At 33.2% G+C, this 22,114-nt stretch carries 21 protein-coding genes; 20 read left to right on the plus strand and 1 reads right to left on the minus strand.

Annotation, left to right across the window (positions count from 1 at the left end; all coding sequences use genetic code 11):
* The 10 genes from KA845_RS09360 (at position 1) to rny (ending at position 10,469) form a co-directional block, all read left to right on the plus strand.
* A complete protein-coding gene (locus KA845_RS09360; protein WP_002511003.1) occupies positions 1-714 on the plus strand; it encodes a GntR family transcriptional regulator in 714 nt (237 codons plus the stop codon).
* A 26-nt stretch (positions 715-740) separates the two neighbouring features.
* Positions 741-2,006 carry an EF-P 5-aminopentanol modification-associated protein YfmF gene (gene yfmF, locus KA845_RS09365; protein WP_002511004.1) on the plus strand — a complete coding sequence of 422 codons (1,266 nt, stop codon included), beginning with the start codon at positions 741-743 and terminating at the stop codon, positions 2,004-2,006.
* Positions 2,006-3,292, plus strand: a complete 1,287-nt coding sequence (gene yfmH, locus KA845_RS09370; protein WP_021458845.1) for an EF-P 5-aminopentanol modification-associated protein YfmH — start codon at positions 2,006-2,008, stop codon at positions 3,290-3,292. Before yfmF ends, yfmH begins: the two co-directional genes overlap by 1 nt.
* Before the next feature lie 3 nt (positions 3,293-3,295).
* Positions 3,296-4,000, plus strand: coding sequence for an elongation factor P 5-aminopentanone reductase (ymfI, locus tag KA845_RS09375; protein WP_210128003.1), 705 nt, complete (start codon positions 3,296-3,298; stop codon positions 3,998-4,000).
* Positions 4,001-4,137: 137 nt separating this feature from the next.
* Complete coding sequence (locus KA845_RS09380) at positions 4,138-4,968, plus strand: DUF3388 domain-containing protein (protein ID WP_002511007.1); 831 nt, start codon at positions 4,138-4,140, stop codon at positions 4,966-4,968.
* 33 nt (positions 4,969-5,001) lie between these two features.
* Positions 5,002-5,394 (plus strand): helix-turn-helix domain-containing protein, encoded by a 393-nt coding sequence (locus KA845_RS09385; protein WP_002511008.1) that lies wholly within the window; start codon positions 5,002-5,004, stop codon positions 5,392-5,394.
* Positions 5,395-5,438: 44 nt separating this feature from the next.
* Positions 5,439-6,017, plus strand: a complete 579-nt coding sequence (gene pgsA, locus KA845_RS09390; RefSeq protein ID WP_002511009.1) for a CDP-diacylglycerol--glycerol-3-phosphate 3-phosphatidyltransferase — start codon at positions 5,439-5,441, stop codon at positions 6,015-6,017.
* A 139-nt stretch (positions 6,018-6,156) separates the two neighbouring features.
* Entirely contained in the window at positions 6,157-7,305 is a 1,149-nt protein-coding gene (locus KA845_RS09395) for a CinA family nicotinamide mononucleotide deamidase-related protein (protein ID WP_167867913.1), read from the plus strand.
* 153 nt (positions 7,306-7,458) lie between these two features.
* Complete coding sequence (gene recA / locus KA845_RS09400) at positions 7,459-8,511, plus strand: recombinase RecA (RefSeq protein ID WP_107376835.1); 1,053 nt, start codon at positions 7,459-7,461, stop codon at positions 8,509-8,511.
* Positions 8,512-8,909: 398 nt separating this feature from the next.
* Entirely contained in the window at positions 8,910-10,469 is a 1,560-nt protein-coding gene (rny, locus tag KA845_RS09405) for a ribonuclease Y (RefSeq protein ID WP_002511012.1), read from the plus strand.
* Between the two features lie 77 nt (positions 10,470-10,546).
* Here rny and KA845_RS09410 read toward each other — a convergent pair whose 3' ends face one another.
* Positions 10,547-10,762: a hypothetical protein gene (locus KA845_RS09410; protein ID WP_107380317.1), complete on the minus strand. Its 216-nt coding sequence runs from the start codon at positions 10,760-10,762 to the stop codon at positions 10,547-10,549.
* A 161-nt stretch (positions 10,763-10,923) separates the two neighbouring features.
* On the opposite strand from KA845_RS09410, the gene KA845_RS09415 reads away from it, so the two are divergent.
* The 10 genes from KA845_RS09415 (at position 10,924) to mutS (ending at position 22,110) form a co-directional block, all read left to right on the plus strand.
* Positions 10,924-11,715, plus strand: a complete 792-nt coding sequence (locus KA845_RS09415) for a TIGR00282 family metallophosphoesterase (RefSeq protein ID WP_002511014.1) — start codon at positions 10,924-10,926, stop codon at positions 11,713-11,715.
* 112 nt (positions 11,716-11,827) lie between these two features.
* Entirely contained in the window at positions 11,828-13,588 is a 1,761-nt protein-coding gene (locus KA845_RS09420; RefSeq protein ID WP_021458844.1) for a 2-oxoacid:acceptor oxidoreductase subunit alpha, read from the plus strand.
* Positions 13,589-14,455, plus strand: coding sequence for a 2-oxoacid:ferredoxin oxidoreductase subunit beta (locus KA845_RS09425; protein ID WP_002511015.1), 867 nt, complete (start codon positions 13,589-13,591; stop codon positions 14,453-14,455).
* Between the two features lie 228 nt (positions 14,456-14,683).
* Positions 14,684-15,304 (plus strand): poly-gamma-glutamate hydrolase family protein, encoded by a 621-nt coding sequence (locus KA845_RS09430; protein WP_002511016.1) that lies wholly within the window; start codon positions 14,684-14,686, stop codon positions 15,302-15,304.
* Between the two features lie 54 nt (positions 15,305-15,358).
* Entirely contained in the window at positions 15,359-15,982 is a 624-nt protein-coding gene (locus KA845_RS09435) for a poly-gamma-glutamate hydrolase family protein (RefSeq protein ID WP_210128005.1), read from the plus strand.
* A 150-nt stretch (positions 15,983-16,132) separates the two neighbouring features.
* Positions 16,133-16,429: a thiamine-binding protein gene (locus KA845_RS09440; RefSeq protein ID WP_002511018.1), complete on the plus strand. Its 297-nt coding sequence runs from the start codon at positions 16,133-16,135 to the stop codon at positions 16,427-16,429.
* Positions 16,430-16,778: 349 nt separating this feature from the next.
* Complete coding sequence (gene miaB, locus KA845_RS09445) at positions 16,779-18,332, plus strand: tRNA (N6-isopentenyl adenosine(37)-C2)-methylthiotransferase MiaB (RefSeq protein WP_210128007.1); 1,554 nt, start codon at positions 16,779-16,781, stop codon at positions 18,330-18,332.
* Positions 18,332-18,700: a YlbF family regulator gene (locus KA845_RS09450; protein WP_021458841.1), complete on the plus strand. Its 369-nt coding sequence runs from the start codon at positions 18,332-18,334 to the stop codon at positions 18,698-18,700. The genes miaB and KA845_RS09450 overlap by 1 nt, the downstream gene beginning before the upstream one ends.
* 30 nt (positions 18,701-18,730) lie before the next feature.
* Positions 18,731-19,219 carry an energy coupling factor transporter S component ThiW gene (gene thiW / locus KA845_RS09455; protein ID WP_002511022.1) on the plus strand — a complete coding sequence of 163 codons (489 nt, stop codon included), beginning with the start codon at positions 18,731-18,733 and terminating at the stop codon, positions 19,217-19,219.
* A gap of 281 nt (positions 19,220-19,500) precedes the next feature.
* On the plus strand, positions 19,501-22,110 hold the full coding sequence (gene mutS, locus KA845_RS09460) for a DNA mismatch repair protein MutS (protein ID WP_210128009.1): 2,610 nt from the start codon (positions 19,501-19,503) through the stop codon (positions 22,108-22,110).
* Positions 22,111-22,114: the final 4 nt, after the last annotated feature.

Here is a 22,114-nt window from a genome sequence, read left to right on the forward strand (position 1 = left end):
ATGGAATTAACATCAGTTTATAGAGTGAAAGAATGGATAATTAACCAAATTAAAGAAGGTAAATTAGCACATGGAGAAAAACTACCTAGTAATTTAGCAATTGCTAGAGATTTAAAAGTAAAAACAGATGATGTCTATGATGGTGTAGATGAACTAATTACTGAACAAGTCTTAACTAATAATTTAGAAGAAGGTGTGAGCGTTAAATCGCTACACCCTTTCTTCTATCCATTAGGTGAATTAGTAAGTATTAGTGAAATGATTACGAATCAAGGCTATCAAGCAGGTACTGAATTTATCAGCTTAGACGAAAAGCCAGCCACATCATTAGACGCAAAATATTTGACGTTACCTGAAAAAACAATGGTTACTATTATTGAACGTATTCGCACAGCAAACCAGTTTCCTGTGGTGTATTGTTTAGATAAAGTACCCACATCAGAATTGACGTGTTATCAATATCAAACAAATAATCAATCCATTATTAATGCCATCGAGCAAAATTCTAAACGCAAAATTAGTTATGCTGAAACAGAAATAGAAGCAATTAGTTATGAACCACATATTTCAGATATTTTAAATGCGTCACCACATGAAGGACTCATGTTATTAAAGCTTATTCATTATGATAATGAACATAATCCTGTATTTTATTCATTTAATTATTTTAAAAGTAGTTTAGTAAAGTTTAAAACGGTAAGAAATAGACTATAAGCAAAAAGAAAGCGGGGAATGACAATTTGAATAACAAGTCAACGAGCAATCTTCATATTAATGTATTACCAACTTCGAAATTTAAAACCACTACGATTACATTAAAATTTATGGCCCCTTTAAACCAAGATACGGTTACTGAACGCGCTATTTTAAGTAAATTATTAATGCGTGCAACTAAAAAATGGCCGTCAGATAAAGCCTTGAATCGTCGTTTATCAGAATTATATGGCGCTTATGTTAATAGTTTTGTGTCTAAATTTAAAGATAAACATGTTATTACGATTTCATTAGAATTAGTTAATGAAAAATACCTCAAAGATACTACTCCACTGTTTGAACAAGGCATAAAATTATTAACAGAAATTATCTGGAACCCCTTAATAACTAATCAACAATTTGATGAAGGATTTTTAGCACAAGAAAAATCTTTGCTGACAAAAAAATTAGCTGCTATAGAAGATAATAAGTCACAACTCGCTTTTCTAAATTTATTGAAAAACATGTTTGGCGATCAACCATACAGTCAATTAGCGAGTGGACAAGTAGAAAACATAGCTCACATATCAAGTGCAAGTTTATATGATACATATCAATCTATGATTACTAATGATTTCTGTGCAATTTATGTTGTTGGTAATGTAGATGAACGACAAGTTAAGAATTACATACAGCAATATTTCCAAATTCAACCATCTCACTTTGATACATTTGCAACAGTAGAACCAGTCGCTACAGAACACAAGCCGAATGTTATTATCGAATATGATGAAATCGATCAAGCCAAGTTAAATATGGGCTTCGAATTTCCGGTAACTTATGGTAGTGAGGCATATTTTGCATTAGTAGTCTTTAATATGATGTTCGGTGGTGACCCATCATCCGTATTATTTAATGAAGTAAGGGAACGACAAAGTTTAGCGTACTCTATTCATTCGCAACTCGATACAAAAAATGGCTATTTATTCGTTTTAAGTGGAGTTTCAGCTGATAAATATCAAGTTGCACAAGAGACCATTATTAAAGAATTTGAAAAGTTCAAATTTGGAGAATTTAGTGATGAAAAACTTGAGTTAGCGAAAAAAGTTATTATTTCACAGCGCCATGAAGGTGAAGATCGACCAAAAAGTATTATTGAACGGATGAATAACAATCTGTTATTAACAACGGATATGACAGATCAATCGTATGTAGATGCTATTATGCAAGTGACACGAGAACAAATCATTGAGTTAGTGAATGCAGCGACGTTAAATACTATTTATATTTTAACAAAAGGAGGGGAAGCGTAATGCGCGAAAAATATTACCAACAAATCGATGAACGCGTTTTTGAAAGTACCCTTAATAATGGTTTGAAATTATTTGTCATACCAAAACAAGGATTTCAAAAGACATTTGTTACATACACTACACAATTTGGTTCTTTAGATAATAAATTTAAACCGCACAATCAAGATGAATTTGTTACAGTGCCGGATGGTGTGGCACATTTTTTAGAACATAAATTATTTGAAAATGAAGAAGAAGACTTATTTACAGCGTTTGCTGAGGATAATGCTCAAGTTAATGCTTTTACAAGTTTTGATCGTACAAGTTATTTATTTAGTGCGACAGATAATATTGAGCGAAATATTAAACGTTTATTAACTATGGTAGAAACACCTTATTTCACTAAGGAGACTGTAGATAAAGAAAAAGGTATTATCGCTGAAGAAATAAAAATGTATCAAGAACAACCTGGATATAAATTAATGTTTAACACTTTACGTGCTATGTATGATTCACATCCGATAAAAGTTGACATTGCAGGTAGTGTTGAGAGTATTTACGATATTACTAAAGATGATTTATATTTATGTTATGAGACATTTTACCATCCATCAAACATGGTGCTATTTGTTGTAGGTGACGTTGAGCCTAATGCTATTGAACAAATCGTTACAGAACATGAAGATAAACGAGATAAAGAAGCGCAACCAGTTATTCAACGTGATCCTTTAGTTGAAAAAGCTTCTGTTAACGAAAAAGTCGTAACAGAAACTATGAAATTACAGTCACCTAGACTCATGTTAGGATTTAAAAATGATCCGTTAACTAATCTTCAACCAGAGCAATTTGTACGTAAAGATTTGGAAATGACTTTATTTTTTGAATTAGTATTTGGCGAAGAAACTGATTTTTATCAATCACTACTTACAGATGAATTAATAGATGATACTTTCGGCTATCAATTTGTACTTGAACCAACATATAGTTTTTCTATCATAACGAGCGCCACGCAACAACCTGATAAATTAAAAGATTTATTATTAACAGAATTGGAACAAAAAAAAGGTCAACTCGTGGATGAAGAAGCTTTTGAATTGTTGAAAAAACAATTTATTGGAGAATTTATTACAGGTCTAAATTCACCAGAGTACATCGCTAACCAGTATACTAAATTATATTTTGAGGGTGTCAGTCTCTTTGATTTATTGGATATTGTTGAAAATATAACATTAGAGAGTGTCAACAGTACTGTACAAACATGCTTGAATATAGAACAGATGGTTGATAGTCGTTTGGAGATGAAGTAAACTATGAAAGCTGCAGTAATTGGTGGCTCAGGTACGATTGGTAAAGCCATTGTGCAACGTTTATTAGATGATGGATATGAGGTAATTGTGCAGTATCATCGTGCAGAGGTATCGACCTTAATAACGCAATTCAAAGGTTATCCAGTACAATTTGTGCAATGTGATTTAACCGCAAGTCCACAATATGAAGAACTTTTCCAATCTATACAAAATATAGATTGTTTGATTTACGCTAGCGGTACAGCTCTTTATGGTCAACTTCAAGATACTAGTGATGAAGAGATTGATCGTTGCTATCGCATTCACGTCAGAGAATGTATCCGTGTTATTAGATATTTTGTAGATCAATTAAGAATGAGTGAACAAGGCAGAATTATTGTTATTTCATCTATCTGGGGAGAAACAGGAGCCAGTCTCGAAACAGTATATTCATCAATGAAAAGTGCACAGTTAGGATTTGTGAAAGCACTAAGTCAAGAATTAGCGATGACGTCAGTTACTGTTAATGCTATATCACCAGGCATTGTTAGTGGTAATATGTCTACAGTGTGGTCAGACGAAGAATTATCTGCTATTGTGAATGAACTACCACAACAGAGATTAATTGATCCACATGAAATTGCACATACTTGTGCCTACTTATGTCATCCAATGGCTAAAAGTGTGACAGGTACAGTTCAAAAAGTAAACGGAGCCTGGTACTTATAAGTACTTAATATTGATTTACAAATTATTATGTTTCAATGTTATAATGTTCATATAATTATACTTTTTAATAGATGCGTGTGCTATTACAGTTTTATTTACGGTTGTTGTAATGCATGAAAACTAAGGGGTGTTTAGTTATGGCAGTGCCAGTAAAAAAAGAATGGTATTTAGAATATGAAATTACAATGAATAGAGCAGGTTTATTAGGCGACGTTTCCAGTTTATTAGGTATGATGGGTATTAGCATTGTAACTATAAATGGTGTTGAACAAGCGCGTAGAGGTTTGCTTATTAAATCTGATAACTTAGAAAAAGTTAGTAGATTTGAGAACATTGTGACAGAAATAGACGATATCTCAATTACAAAATTACGACAACCTGAACTAAGAGATCGTTTAGCAGTTCGTCATGGCAGATACATAGAACAAGATGCAGACGATAAAAAAACGTTCCGCTTTGAACGTGAAGATTTAGGTTTATTAGTTGATTTTATGGCAGAGCTATTTAAGGAAGAAGGTCATAAACTAATCGGTATTCGCGGAATGCCACGTGTAGGGAAAACAGAATCTATTGTAGCCGGTAGTGTTTGTGCGCATAAACGTTGGTTATTTATTAGTTCCACGCTAATTAAACAAACGGTTAGAAGTTCACTCATCAAAGGTGAATATGATTCGGATCATGTTTATATTATTGATGGTGCCGTTACTGCGCGTGAATCAAGTGAAAAACATCAAGATTTAGTTAAAGAAGTTATGAGCTTACCAGCTATCAAAGTAGTAGAGCACCCAGATTTGTTTGTGGAGGCCAGTGAATATAATATGAGTGATTTTGACTATATTATTGAGTTAAGAGAAGATAAAGACCAAGAAATTCATTATGAAGAAATGAAAAAGAAAACCGTAAAAAGTAAAAATAATTTAGATTTTAATGAAAACGGATTTGGTGATGGTTTTGGTTTCTTTCAATAATACGTACTTTTACTGTCGAGGAGGACTACAACCATGAGCTCTATAGGACAAACTTTAAAAGGTCGACGTGAACGACTTGGTATGACGCTGTATGAATTAGAGTCAAAAACCCAAATTAAACAAGCAACGTTAAAGTTAATCGAAAATAATGATTTTGATGCATTATATAATTCTGCTTATGCTGAAGGTTTTATTGAAAAATATGCTAAAGCTGTGAATATTGATTCAACACAGCTAATAGCCGCGCATAAAGAAGAGATACCACAGCAAGATAACAATATTGATGTTACCATTAATGCATTTGCGCAAGAAGACAAGCCTACTTATAGAAGTAAAAATAAAGAACCGCTACAGTTAATTGTCGTTATTAGTGCTATCGTTATAATTACTGCATTAATATGGATTTCAGCGGTCATTGTGTTGTAAGAAGTATTGATTGTTAGATTTAAATAGAGAAATGAGGATTATACATGAATATACCGAATTGGATAACCGTTTTTAGAGTTATACTAATTCCGATTTTTTTAATTTTCGCATTAGCGGATTTTGGTTTCGGTTCAGTGTCTATAATAGGCGGATATAATATTAGAATAGAATTACTAATTGCTGGAATAATATTTATTGTTGCATCGTTGAGTGACTTTGTGGATGGTTATTTAGCTCGCAAGTGGCAATTAGTAACGAATATGGGGAAATTTTTAGACCCATTAGCAGACAAATTATTGGTGTCTGCAGCATTAGTTGCATTAGTACAAATTGATTTAACAAATTCAATAGTAGCTATAATTATCATTGCTCGTGAATTCGCAGTAACTGGATTACGTTTATTACAAATTGAACAAGGTTTTGTTAGCGCAGCAGGGCAACTAGGTAAAATAAAGACAGCTGTCACAATGGTAGCGTTAGTATGGATCTTATTAGGTGACCCATTAGCTAATTGGATTGGTTTTCCTTTAGGTCAAGTATTACTGTACATTGGAGTATTCTTTACTATATTATCAGGTATCGAATATTTTTATAAAGGACGAGACGTCTTTAAAGCAAAATAATAAGTTAAAGTTTGGAACTCAAGTAAGAAACTTGTATCCAAACTTTTTTTTAGATTTTTAGGAAACATTTGTTTTATAATAAAGTGTATTACATTCAAGTATTTGATAGTGTCATTTTCGACAAGGGGGAAGAACAGCAGTGCAAATTTCAATTATCGCAGTCGGATCAGAATTATTATTAGGACAAATCGCTAATACCAATGGTCAATATCTATCTAAATTGTTTAATGATATTGGTCATAGTGTAGTTGAGCATACGGTGGTTGGTGATAATGTAGAGCGTTTAACGCGTGTAGTAAAACATGCTTTAGACAATTATGATGCTGTCGTTTTGACTGGCGGTTTAGGTCCAACTAAAGATGATTTAACAAAACATACTGTAGCGCAGTTACTTAACCGTGAACTTGTAACTGATCAAAACGCAATGAACTATATTGAACAATTTTTTGCACAACATCAACAAGTAATGACCCCAAATAATAAACAACAAGCGCTAGTTATTGAAGGTTCAAAAGTGTTAGCTAATAAAGTAGGTATGGCGCCTGGAATGTTAGTAGATTACAACGATAAAAAAGTAGTGCTATTACCAGGTCCACCTAAAGAAATGCAACCTATGGCTAAGAATGAATTATTGCCGTATTTTCTAGATGGAGAAAAAAGTATTTATTCTGAATCGTTAAGGTTTGCGGGAATAGGTGAGTCAAGAGTGGAAACGGAGCTTATGGACTTAATAGATAATCAAAGCAATCCAACAATCGCCCCATTAGCTGGTTCGCATGAAGTCAATATCAGATTAACTGCCAATGCACCTTCAAAAGCTGAATGTGTTGCCTTAATAGCACCTATCAAACAAGAAATATTAAACCGACTAGGTGATTATTACTATGGCTCTAATGAAATTACATTAGCAGAAGCATTTATGCAACAAATTACTCACTCATTTGCACTTTATGATGGCGTGACTGAAGGGCTTCTATATAGCCAAATGAGTGATTATAATTGTGATCAATTGTTGCAAGGGGTACTTATTCATGCACCACAATTTATCGACAGTACCAAGTCAATAACAGAGCAATTAACAGTTGCGACAACAATCGTTCAAAAACTATATAATACCCAAATAGGTGTAGCAGTATTGCGTCATCAAAATAAAGTTTATATAGGTATATTGAAAAATCAACAATTGCATATCGAGTCATTTAATGTGGCAACACAACAAGTTACACTAAAATCGCGTACACCGAACCAAGTATTAATACGGTTGTTAACTTATATTCAAAAACTTTAAAATAGCATTGTTAAGCACGCATGTTCGATAATTTTGAGCATAACGAACATAATACGAACAAATATTCGCAAAATACTTGAAAAAACGATAGATAGATTGTATAGTGTGATTAAGATAATTAATTGAGATGAAACTCATTTAGGAGGTCCAACATTGGATAACGAACGTCAAAAAGCTTTAGATACAGTTATAAAAAATATGGAAAAATCATTTGGTAAAGGTTCAGTAATGAAATTAGGCGACAATAAAGCTCGCAGAGTATCAAGTGTTTCAAGTGGTTCTGTAACATTGGATAATGCCTTAGGAGTAGGTGGTTATCCTAAAGGAAGAATTATTGAAATCTATGGACCAGAAAGTTCAGGTAAAACGACTGTTGCATTACATGCTATAGCTGAAGTACAAAGAAATGGTGGAATTGCAGCATTTATCGATGCCGAACACGCACTTGACCCTGTTTATGCTGAAGCTTTAGGTGTCGATATTGATAATTTATATTTATCACAACCTGACCACGGGGAACAAGGTCTTGAAATCGCAGAGGCTTTTGTTAGAAGTGGTGCGGTAGATATCGTAGTAGTAGACTCAGTTGCAGCATTAACTCCAAAAGCTGAAATTGAAGGTGAAATGGGAGATACTCATGTAGGCTTACAAGCAAGATTAATGTCTCAAGCATTACGTAAACTATCAGGGGCAATTTCTAAATCTAACACTACTGCAGTATTTATTAACCAAATCCGTGAAAAAGTAGGCGTTATGTTCGGTAACCCTGAAACAACACCTGGTGGACGTGCATTGAAATTCTACAGTTCAGTGCGTTTAGAAGTACGTCGTGCAGAGCAATTAAAACAAGGTCAAGACATTGTAGGTAATAGAACAAAAATTAAAGTTGTTAAAAATAAAGTGGCACCTCCTTTCAGAGTAGCAGAAGTTGATATTATGTACGGTAAAGGTATTTCTAAAGAAGGTGAACTTATCGATTTAGGTGTTGAAAATGATATCGTCGATAAGTCAGGCGCATGGTATTCATATAATGGAGAGCGTATGGGTCAAGGTAAGGAAAATGTAAAAACTTATCTAAAAGAAAACCCTGAAATTAAAAAGGATATTGATCAAAAATTACGTGAAAAATTAGGTATTTTTGATGGTGATATCGAAGAAACCGAAGAATCCGAAGAATCAACACCGAATTTATTCGATGAAGAATAGTTGAAATTAAAATAAATAATTTTTTAAAGTAAGCTGTATAACTCAAAATATTGTTGTTATACAGCTTTTTTGGTAATCAATTACAACTGCACACTTGAGCACTAGATAAAATTAAACAGAATATGATTTTTTATCCTAATTATTAATTAACAATGGAAAATTTAGACTGTTATCATTTGTAAAGTTTGTTATAATCTAAATATACATATTATTATGTATAAATTATTTTAATATAGTATTAAAATCTCTGTTAATTGAAATTATATAATTGTAGTTCGATATCTTGACACTTCTTAGTTTTAAAACGTACAATTGGACTGTATGATTGTTATATAATTCATTAAAATCATATTTATTTTGATATAAAGAGCAAATCCTAGAAAAAGGGGGGTGTTTATGTGAATTTATTAGACCTCCTACTCATTTTGCTAGGTATTATTCTGGGAGTTGTTGTAGGGTATTTTAGTGCCCGTAAATTGCTACATCAAAAGCAATTACAAGCAAGACAAACTGCCGAAGATATCATCGATCAGGCGAATAAAGAAGCTGAAAACCTAAAAAAGGAAAAACTGCTTGAAGCCAAAGAAGAAAATCAGTTGTTAAAAGAACAAAGTGAAAATGAACTTCGTGAACGACGAGGAGAACTTCAAAGGCAAGAAAGTCGCCTACTTCAAAAAGAAGAAAATTTAGAGCGTAAATCTGATTTGCTTGATAAAAAAGATGAAATTTTAGAGCAAAAAGAATCTAAACTTGAAGAAAGACAACAACAAGTAGATGCAAAAGAGAGTAGTGTTCAATCATTAATAAATAAACATGAACAAGAATTAGAACGCATCTCTGGTCTCACTCAAGAAGAAGCAGCTAATGAGCAACTTAAACGAGTTGAAGACGAATTGTCACAAGATATTGCAATACTTGTTAAGGAAAAAGAGAAAGAAGCCAAAGAAAAAGTCGATAAAAATGCAAAAGAGTTATTAGCAACAACGGTACAACGACTAGCTGCAGAACATACTTCAGAATCTACAGTATCGGTTGTTAATTTACCTAACGATGAAATGAAAGGACGGATCATTGGTAGAGAGGGTAGAAATATTAGAACACTCGAGACACTTACTGGTATTGATTTAATTATCGATGACACACCAGAAGCAGTTATACTATCAGGATTTGATCCAATCAGACGTGAAATTGCTAGAACAGCATTAGTCAATCTCGTTTCTGATGGTAGAATACACCCAGGACGCATTGAAGATATGGTGGATAAAGCTCGGAAAGAAGTAGATGATATTATACGTGATGCAGGTGAACAAGCGACATTTGAAATAAATGTACACAATATGCATCCAGATTTAGTTAAAATCTTAGGTCGTTTACAATACCGCACGAGTTATGGACAAAATGTGTTAAAACATTCAATTGAAGTGGCACATTTAAGTGGCATGCTTGCTGCTGAATTAGGAGAAGATATAACTTTAGCCAAAAGAGCTGGCTTATTGCATGATGTTGGTAAAGCCATCGATCATGAAGTAGAAGGTAGCCACGTAGAAATTGGTGTTGAATTGGCTAAAAAATATAATGAAACTGAAACAGTGGTTAATGCTATTCATTCACACCATGGAGATGTTGAACCAACATCTATTATTTCTATTCTAGTAGCTGCTGCTGATGCATTATCTGCTGCAAGACCTGGTGCTCGTAAAGAAACTTTAGAAAACTATATTAGAAGATTAGAGCGCTTAGAGACGTTATCGGAAAGCTATGATGGCGTAGATAAAGCATTCGCAATTCAAGCTGGTAGAGAGATTCGAGTTATTGTTTCACCAGATGCTATAGACGACTTAAAATCACATCGCTTAGCAAGAGATATAAAGAGCCAAATTGAAGATGAACTTCAATATCCTGGTCATATAAAAGTGACAGTTGTTCGTGAGACTAGAGCAATTGAGTATGCAAAATAAAAACGGTTGCCTTTAAGGCGACCGTTTTTTATTAATATCAATATGCTTTCTAAATTGTACTAAAAAGTATATGGATACTAACTTAATTCCAGATCAGTAATTTTAACTTCTTGGATTACTTCTGCCGTATCGTAACAATTTGTAGAAAGATTAGCGTACCTTTCAGCTAAACGATATGCATTGATATATAATTCAAGACTGTCTTTTGCAATGTCTTCTGCATCCTCACTTTTCGATGGATTGGCTGAAACTACTAAATTTGCAAACTTTTCTGGATCAATGTTAATTGACATGTATAACTTACAACTCCTATATATTTGTTTTCAATACTCTACTTATATAAATACCACTTAGCCAAATTTTAAAACTAAATTTAACTATATCATTTTAATTATAATCCTTTTCAATATGTTTAATATACATTAAACTAACAATATGAGAGGATGAACTTGTAATGAGAATATTATTTATTGGAGATATAGTTGGCAAAATTGGACGTGAAGCCATAACAACATATTTACCAAAACTGAAACAAACATATAGACCGACTGTAACTATCGTAAATGGTGAAAATGCCGCACACGGTAAAGGTCTGACTGAAAAGATTTATAAACAATTGCTTCGTGAAGGTGTAGACTTTGTAACAATGGGAAACCATACTTATGGTCAACGTCAAATTTATGACTTTATAGAAGAAGCGAATAGAATGGTCCGACCAGCTAACTTTCCTGATGAAGCACCAGGTGTAGGTATGCGTTTTATTCAAATTAATGATATTAAATTAGCTATTATAAATTTACAAGGTCGTGCCTTTATGCAGGACATTGATGATCCATTTAAAAAAGCTGATGCCTTAATAAAAGAAGCTCAAGCAGTTACCGATTATATTTTTGTAGATTTTCATGCTGAAACAACATCAGAAAAAAATGCTATGGGTTGGTATTTAGATGGTCGAGTTAGTGCGGTAGTAGGTACACATACACACATACAAACTGCAGACGAAAGAATTTTACCTCAAGGTACGGGTTATATTACCGATGTCGGTATGACAGGGTATTATGATGGAATATTAGGTATAAATAGAGATGAAGTTATTACTCGTTTTATTACAAGTTTGCCACAACGTCACGTCTTGCCAGATGATGGTAGAAGCGTGTTATCAGGTGTAGTAATAGATATAGATAAAAATGGACGTACAAAGCACATAGAGCGTGTGTTAATCAACGACGATCATCCCTTTAACTAACTATCGTCCATTAGTATGAATTTAAATAACTACCATTCTATACATAGTAATAGAGTGGTTTCTTTTGGTATTATTAAATATGAACTATTTTTCCACTAGGAGGCAAGATGATATGAGATCACAAATATCATGGAAAGTGGGCGGTCAGCAAGGCGAAGGAATTGAATCAACAGGAGAAATTTTTGCCACTGCTATGAATCGTAAAGGATATTATCTCTACGGCTATCGTCATTTTTCAAGTCGTATTAAAGGCGGTCACACAAATAATAAAATTCGAGTATCAACAACACCAGTACATGCTATTAGCGATGATTTAGATTTACTCATTGCATTTGACCAAGAAACAATTGAAGTCAATCATCATGAAATGAGAGAAGATAGCATTATTATAGCTGACAGTAAAGCTAAACCAGAAAAACCAGAAGATTGTCGAGCGCAACTCATAGATTTACCATTTACTGCAACAGCGAAAGAACTTGGTACTGCATTAATGAAAAATATGGTAGCAATTGGTGCTACATGTTCAATTATGAATATTGATACTACTGTCATAGAAACTTTAATTACAAACATGTTTAGCAAAAAAGGCGATAAAGTAGTTGAAATGAATATTCAAGCATTGCAAGAAGGCTATCGCCTGATGCAAGAACAACAAAGTACATTAATTGGTGATTTTGAATTAACAGATACTGCGGAGCAACCGCATTTATATATGATTGGTAATGATGCGATTGGTTTAGGCGCTTTATCTGCAGGATCAAGATTTATGGCTGCTTATCCAATTACACCAGCATCAGAAATTATGGAGTATATGATTGCCAATTTACCAAAAGTTGGTGGAACTGTAGTACAAACAGAAGATGAAATTGCTGCAGCTAACATGGCAATTGGCTCCAATTATGCTGGAGTGCGTGCATTTACAGCAAGTGCCGGACCGGGATTATCATTGATGATGGAAGCTATTGGATTGTCAGGTATGACCGAAACACCATTTGTGGTTATTAATACACAACGTGGTGGTCCATCTACAGGATTGCCGACAAAGCAAGAACAATCAGACTTAATGCAAATGATTTATGGTACTCATGGAGATATACCAAAGATTGTTGTTGCGCCTACTGACGCTGAAGATGCTTTCTATTTAACTATTGAAGCATTTAACTTAGCTGAGGAATATCAATGTCCTGTTATTGTTTTAAGTGATTTACAATTATCATTAGGAAAACAAACAGTAAAACATTTAGATTATAATAAAATTGAAATTAAACGTGGCGCTTTATTACAGTCTGATATTGAACGCGATGAAGATGATAAACTCTACTTTAAACGCTATGCTTTAACAGAAAGTGGTATTTCACCTAGACCGATTCCTGGTTTGAAAGGTGGTATACATCATGTCACTGGAGTTGAGCATAACGAAGAAGGTAAAACGAGTGAAGCAGCTAATAACAGACAACAACAAATGGAAAAACGTATGCGTAAAACACAACATTTACTCATTAATAATCCAGTTGATATAGATGAACAACATGATGAAGCAGATATTTTATATATTGGATTTATATCAACTAAAGGGTCAATTGCTGAAGGTAAAGAACGTTTAGAACAGCAAGGTATAAAAGTAAATCATTTACAAATCAGACAATTACATCCTTTCCCAAATGAACTTGTGCAGCAAGCAGTAAATAAAGCATCAAAAGTAATAATTGCTGAGCACAACTATCAAGGACAGTTAGCAAATATTATTAAAATGAATGTGAATATAGGTAATAAATTGGTAAACCAGACTAAATATGACGGTACACCATTTTTACCTCATGAAATAGAAGAAAAAGGTTTAGCAGTGGCTAAAGAAATAAAGGAGCTGGTTTAAGTGGCAACATTTAAAGATTTTAGAAACAATGTGAAGCCCAATTGGTGTCCAGGATGTGGAGATTTCTCAGTGCAAGCTGCGATTCAAAAAGCAGCAGCAAATGTTGGTTTAGAACCTGAGGAAGTTGCAGTTATTACTGGTATTGGTTGTTCTGGACGTTTATCAGGCTATATCAATGCATACGGTGTACATGGCGTGCATGGTCGTTCATTACCATTAGCACAAGGCGTGAAAATGGCAAATAAAGATTTGACTGTAATTGCATCTGGCGGCGATGGTGATGGTTATGCTATCGGTATGGGTCATACAATACATGCATTACGTCGAAATATGAATATGACATATATAGTTATGGACAACCAGATTTATGGTTTGACTAAAGGACAAACATCGCCATCATCCGCTCCTGGTTTTATTACTAAATCTACACCTAAAGGTAATATTGAACAAAATGTAGCTCCTTTAGAGCTAGCTATCTCTTCTGGAGCGACGTTTGTAGCACAAGGATTTTCTAGTGATATTAAAGGTTTAACGAAGATGATAGAAGATGCAATTAACCACGATGGATTTTCTTTTGTCAATGTGTTTTCTCCATGTGTGACATATAATAAAGTTAATACGTATGACTGGTTTAAAGAAAATTTAACGAGCATAGAAGATATCGAAGATTATGATGCTACAGATAAGCAAAATGCAATGCGTAATATTTTAGCTTACGAATCTTTAGTTAAAGGAATCGTATATCAAGATAGTGAAACACCTTCTTATGAATCGCAAATTGACGAGCTAGGTGAGACGTCACTAGCTAAAAAAGATATTCACATTGATGAAACACAATTCAATGAATTAATTGAGCAATTTGTCTAAGAATAATAATTGATGAATTTTACTATTTAAAAATGCCCAAGTAAATTTGTGTATAATATCGCTACTAAAGATAAATGAATAGTGATGACATGAATTAAAATATTACTAATATAGGAACGACCTATGAAATCAACGCGATTAAATTGATTTTGTAGTTGCGTTCCTTCTTTTTAATGTGAAATAAATTTCGTATAATCAAATAAACATTACATATAAGGAGCACAAGTTATGGTAGATAAATATACATCAATGACTGAACTATTTCAGCAAACAAGTGCTCAAGAAGATTGGGAAATTGAGACTATAAATAGAGACAGTCACGTACTTGTAGCTGCTATACACGGTGGTGCAATTGAAAGAGGAACGAGCGAAATTGCACAATTGATTGCACAACTAGGTGGTTATGATTATTATAGTTTTAATGCTATACGCCCTAATAAAAACCATGAACTACACGTGACTGCGAATCATTTTGATGATCCATTATTACTATCTATGGTGAGAGAAAAGGAGCATGCTTTATCCATTCATGGGTGTATGGGTGACAAACCAGAAATATATATTGGCGGTAAAGATAGCACTTATATTGAGCGAATTAAATCTAAATTAACGGCTCAGGGTGTGGTTGTTAAAGATGCGCCATCGCCAATAGCGGGAAAGCATGCTGATAACTTTGTTAATCAAAGTAAACGCCAGCAAGGGATCCAATTGGAATTAACTGTTGCATTTAGAAAAGCATTGTTTAAGAATCGTCAGTTTAAAGAGCAAGATAGAGTGAATAAAGATAACTGGGCACCGTTTATGTATCAAATCGCACAGGCACTAGTTGAAGTTTATCAATATGAATAAAGCAATATATCGATTGTGTTAATTCGGTCTATTATTGCTAAGGGGGTATCTTTAATGGATACATTTCGCACAATGACTGAATTAGAAAATGCAACTACTAAAAATAAGGATTGGGACATCATAACACGTGATGTGAAATCAGCGGTGTTAATTGCAGCTATTCACGGTGGCGGTATCGAACCGGGAACTACAGAAGTATGTGATTTAATTGCAGAAAAAGGACATTATAGTTTTTGTACTTTTAAAGGATTACGACGACAAAAAAATGTCGAATTACATGTCACCTCTCGCCATTACGATCAATCCACTATGCAAGTTATGGTATCGAAAGTGTATCAAGCAGTAGCAATTCATGGTTGTATAGGTGATGAATCAATTGTGTATATTGGTGGTAAAGACAAATCACTTATGGCTTCAATTGAGCAGTTGTTAACTAAAGCTAACTTTAAAGTAGCTAAAGCGCCTGACCATCTATCGGGTAAACATGATGATAATATTATTAATTACACACAGCAAAATGCTGGAGTGCAATTAGAATTAACTACAGCATTAAGACAAAGTTTTTTTAAAGATTATAAGTTTAATAGAAAACATCGTGAAAGTAGAGATAATTGGAATCACCATATGTATGCATTTGCAGATGCTATCATCAAAGCTATTGAAACCAGTAATAAATAATATTAGTGTAAAATGAAATATTTATGTCAATATAGAACTGTAAGTAAGCATAGTACGGCTTGCTAAAATAAAGGAGTTTTGCGCTATTACTCAATCTGCTTATTTGGTACACTGGAGAAGAATATTACTGTTTTGAGAGGGGTTAATGATATGGATGATACGTTAATGAGTGTTCAAATTATACCAAAAACGCCAAATGGAGAAGATGTTATCCCATATGTTGATGAAGCAATAAAAGTCATAGACGATTCAGGACTTGATTATAGAGTTGGACCACTTGATACGACAGTGCAAGGGGATATGAATGAATGCTTAATATTATTGCAAAAACTGAATGATCGTATGGTAGAATTAGAAGTTCCTAGTATTATAAGTCAAGTGAAATTTTATCATGCACCAGAGGGCATTACGATTGAGACGTTAACAGGAAAATATGATGAAGTTTAAACAGCAAGTAAAGATAAGCATTTTACTTTAGTGAGTAATAGACAAATACGCGCAGTGTACAATTAATGTATAAATGAGTAGCTGATAATTCATTTTGCATAAGTGGACGACATTTAATATAATAAAAGAATGATTAAGGGCATGTATAAAGTGTATTGAGTTTTAACGTTAATGAAGTGCGCTAATTGTAACAAATGTGGGCGTAGACTACTTTTAGGCACAAGTCAATATGTGAAATTATAATTAACTATATTATAAACGATTTAGGTGTTATAACGGTGTTATAGCACCTAGTAATATTTCACTAAACAAACTCATAAACACTTTGGCTACAGAAAGGGTTTTTTAAGTGAATGAAGAGCAAAGAAAGCAATCATCTATAAACATTTTAGATGAGCGCGATAAGAAAGCAGAGAAAGAAACGAAAGATTATAGTAAATATTTTGAACATGTTTATCAGCCACCAAGTTTAAAAGAAGCTAAAAAACGTGGTAAGCAATCAGTACAATATAACGACGATTTTAAAATTGAAGAAAAATATAGAAATATGGGGTTAGGACGTACCTTTTTAATCAAAACATATGGTTGTCAGATGAATGCACACGATACAGAAGTTATGGCTGGAATTTTAAGTGCCTTAGGTTATCAAGCAACAGATGATATCAATACAGCTGATGTTATATTAATAAATACTTGTGCGATACGTGAAAATGCGGAAAATAAAGTATTTAGTGAAATAGGTAACCTTAAACATTTAAAACGAGAACGCCCAGATGCCTTAATAGGTGTATGTGGCTGTATGTCTCAAGAGGAATCTGTAGTAAATAAAATTTTAAAATCTTATCAAAATGTTGATATGATTTTTGGCACACATAATATTCATCGTTTACCTGCCATTTTAGAAGAGGCATATTTATCAAAAGCTATGGTTGTTGAAGTGTGGTCAAAAGAAGGCGATGTAGTAGAAAACTTGCCTAAAGTACGTGCAGGTAATATTAAAGCTTGGGTTAATATTATGTATGGATGTGATAAATTCTGTACTTACTGTATTGTACCTTTTACTCGTGGTAAAGAACGCAGTAGACGACCAGAAGATATAATTGAAGAAGTGAGAGGCTTAGCTAGAGAAGGCTATCAAGAAATCACATTATTAGGTCAAAATGTTAACTCTTATGGCAAAGATATCGAAGGAATTGACTATGGTCTTGGAGATTTATTAGAAGATATTTCTAAAATTGATATACCTCGTGTCCGATTTACGACTAGTCACCCATGGGATTTTACAGATCGCATGATTGATATTATTGCTAAAGGTGGAAATATTGTTCCACATATTCATTTACCAGTACAATCTGGTAATGATGCAGTATTGAAAATAATGGGACGTAAATATACACGCGAAAGCTATCTAGAATTAGTGAATAAAATTAAAACAGCGATTCCAGATATCGCTTTAACAACAGATATTATTGTAGGTTATCCGAATGAAACTGAAGCACAATTCAAAGAAACATTGTCGTTATATGATGAAGTTGAATTTGAACATGCTTATACGTATATATACTCTCAAAGAGATGGTACTCCGGCAGCTAAAATGAAAGATAATGTACCACAAGATGTGAAAAAAGCACGTTTACAAGCATTGAATAAAAAAGTGTCATATTACTCAGAACGTGCTATGAGTAAATACGAAGGTGAAATAGTTCAAGTATTATGCGAAGGTACAAGTAAAAGAGATGATACTGTTTTATCAGGTTATACTGATAAAAACAAATTAGTTAACTTTAAAGCACCCAAATCAATGATTGGTAAAATTGTAGATGTAAAAATTGACGAAGCGAAACAATACTCATTGAATGGTACGTTTGTACAACAAACTCAAAAAACAGTGGTGATGCCATAGTGTATAATAAAGAGCAAATATTAACCGAAACGGATTTCATTGTCCAACAAATTCAAGATTTAGACACAGTTAAAGACTATCAACAGGTGGAACGCCAAATTCATCAAAATGATCAAATCGAATCAAAAATGCAAGAATTAAAGAAAAACCAAAAGCAATCAGTGAATTTGCATAACTATGGTAAAATGAATGCATTAAAACAATCTGAAGATAAAATTAGTGACATTGAATCAATTATTAATACTATGCCGATAGTTGAAGAATTTCGTTCATTGCAATATGATGCAAATGATTTATTGCAAATGATGATTAGCACGATGGAAGATGAGTTGAACCAATTAAATGATTCAACTAACAACCAAAAGTAATAAGTAACATCATGGAAAGGGTGAACACAGTTGAATACAAAAAAATTAACTATTACAGCAATGTTGATTGCCATCAATGTTGTGCTAAGTAGTGTAATAATTATCCCGTTAGGGCCAGTGAAAGCTGCACCAATACAACATTTAATTAATGTATTATGTGCTGTTTTCGTTGGACCATGGTTTGGCCTAGCTCAGGCAGTTATTTCATCTACTTTACGTATGATTTTTGGTACAGGCAGTGTGTTTGCTTTTCCAGGTAGTATGATTGGTGTCTTATTAGCTAGTGTATTTTACATTTACCGTAAACATATCTTTATGTCAGCTATTGGTGAAGTAATAGGTACAGGAATTATCGGTAGTTTAATATGTATCCCACTTGCTTGGATTGTAGGTTTACAACATTTTGCTATTAAACCCTTAATGATTGCTTTTATTGTATCAAGTATGATTGGTGCCATAATTAGTTATATCATTTTAATGATGTTGAAGAAAAAAGGAATTTTACAACGATTTTTATAGAACATGAAACTAAACGGAGTTCATATACATATATTGGAATCACACTTTAAATTTAATGTATTGAAAGTGTAATCAATGTATGTCGTGTGACCTTCGTTTTTTTCATATTTTAGTAATTTAACTTAGGTGAACACGGTTTTGTTAAAATGGGCTTGCTTGTTTATTTATGTTAAAATTTAAGAGTTAAATATTAAAAGGTGTGGCTACAATTCCACTTAACATATAAAATACGTGATAAATGTAAACATAGAAGACTGAATAAAGGATTGTGAAAAAATAACATGGCTAATGAAACTCCAATGATGCAACAATATTTGAAAATTAAAGCGCAATATCAAGATTGTCTATTATTTTTTAGACTAGGTGATTTTTATGAAATGTTTTTTGAAGATGCAAAAGAAGCATCTCGTGTATTGGAAATTACATTAACTAAACGTGACGCCAAAAAAGAAAATCCGATACCTATGTGTGGTGTGCCTTATCATTCTGCCGATAGTTATATTGAAACATTAATTAATAATGGCTATAAAGTGGCGATTTGTGAACAAATGGAAGATGCTAAATTGACCAAAGGTATGGTAAAAAGAGAAGTTGTCAGAGTAGTGACTCCAGGTACAGTAATGGAGCACGGTGGTGTGGATGACACTCAAAATAATTATATACTAAGTTTTATTGAAGATGAAACGAATTTTGCACTTAGTTATTGTGATGTTTCAACAGGTGAACTAAAAGTTACACATTTTACAGATGAAGCGACATTAATCAATGAAATTACGACAGTTAATCCTAATGAAATAGTAGTTCATAAGCCAATAAGTGATAGTTTAAAAAGACAAATTAGCTTAACTACGGAAACAATTACAGTCGTAGATACAATTACTGATATGATGTATAACGTAAATCAATTGCAACATCACACTATGTATTATACAACGCAGTTGTTACTAGACTACATCCGTCATACACAAAAAAGAGACTTATCTCATATTGAGACAGTAGTAACTTATGAAGCTATTAACTTTATGAAAATGGATTTTTACGCGAAGCGAAATTTAGAATTAACTGAAAGTATTAGATTAAAATCTAAAAAAGGTACGTTACTCTGGCTTATGGATGAAACGAAAACACCTATGGGTGCGAGACGATTAAAGCAATGGATAGATAGACCGTTAATAAATCATCAACAAATAGAACAACGTTTAAACACTGTTGAACAGTTCTTAAGTCATTTTATCGAACGAGATACACTGCGTGGCTATTTAAACCAAGTGTACGATATCGAACGTTTAGTTGGACGTGTAAGCTATGGCAATGTCAATGCGAGAGATTTGATTCAATTGAAGCATTCGATTATGGAAATTCCGAATATAAAAACGTTATTGAACTCTTTTGATAATCAAATGAGTGAACAATTTCTCAAATTAGAACCATTAGATGATTTGTTACAGTTGTTAGAACAAAGTCTATTAGATGAACCACCTATTTCAGTTAAAGATGGTGGGTTATTTAAACAAGGATTCAACTCACAATTAGATGAATATTTAGAAGCCTCTCAAAATGGTAAAACATGGTTAGCAGAGCTTCAAGCTAAAGAACGACAACGCACAGGAATTAAGTCACTGAAAATTAGTTATAATAAAGTGTTTGGCTATTACATTGAGATTACACGTGCTAATTTACAAGGCTTTGATCCTGAACAGTATGGATACAATAGAAAACAAACGCTTTCCAATGCAGAACGCTTTATCACTGATGAATTAAAAGAAAAAGAAGATATTATTTTAGGTGCGGAAGATAAAGCTGTTGACTTGGAATATGAATTATTTACGCAGATTCGTGAACATGTAAAATCTTACACTGCGCAACTGCAACAACAAGCTAAAATTATTTCAGAACTAGATTGTTTACAAAGCTTTGCAGAAATTGCACAAAAATACAATTATGTCCGTCCTACTTTTAGTGAAGATAAAACTTTGCAACTTAATGATTCTAGACATCCTGTCGTGGAACGTGTAATGGATTATAATGATTATGTACCTAATGATTGTACATTAGATCGAGATACATTTATTTATTTAATTACAGGCCCTAACATGTCAGGTAAATCTACGTATATGCGTCAAGTAGCAATAATTAGTATCATGGCTCAAATGGGAGCTTATGTGCCGTGTAGTAGTGCTGTGTTACCGATATTTGATCAAATTTTTACACGTATTGGTGCCGCAGATGATTTAGTATCCGGTAAGAGTACATTTATGGTGGAGATGTTAGAAGCACAAAAAGCGTTAGCAAATGCAACAGCAGATAGCTTAATTATTTTTGATGAAATAGGTCGAGGTACTTCCACATATGATGGTCTTGCATTAGCGCAATCTATGATAGAGTATGTGGCGCATACTTCTCATGCTAAAACATTATTTTCAACGCATTATCATGAATTAACTACATTAGATCAAACATTAAAATGTTTAAAAAATGTGCATGTAGCTGCAAATGAATATAATGGTGAATTAATCTTCTTGCACAAAGTAAAAGATGGTGCAGTTGATGATAGTTACGGCATACAAGTAGCACAATTAGCCCATTTACCTGAAGCGGTTATAGAACGTGCTCAAGTTATATTAAATGCTTTTGAACAACATGATACAGTAACAGGACCAACTATCGCTTACGATAATGCAGCAGCAACGACAACTGATGAAAATAATGTTACTGATGATAGTCATAACTCAGATCGAGATGATCAGTTTGAACAAGCTACTTTTGATTTATTTGATGTACCACAAACAGAAAGTGAAGTAGAAATAGCCATTAAACAGTTGAATTTATCTAATATGACACCTATTGATGCATTGGTTAAGTTGAATGAATTACAAAATCAATTGAAATAGAGGT

The sequence above is a fragment of the Staphylococcus sp. GDX8P114P-2 genome, assembly GCF_017892945.1.
In the GTDB taxonomy this organism is placed as follows: Bacteria; Bacillota; Bacilli; order Staphylococcales; family Staphylococcaceae; genus Staphylococcus; species Staphylococcus arlettae.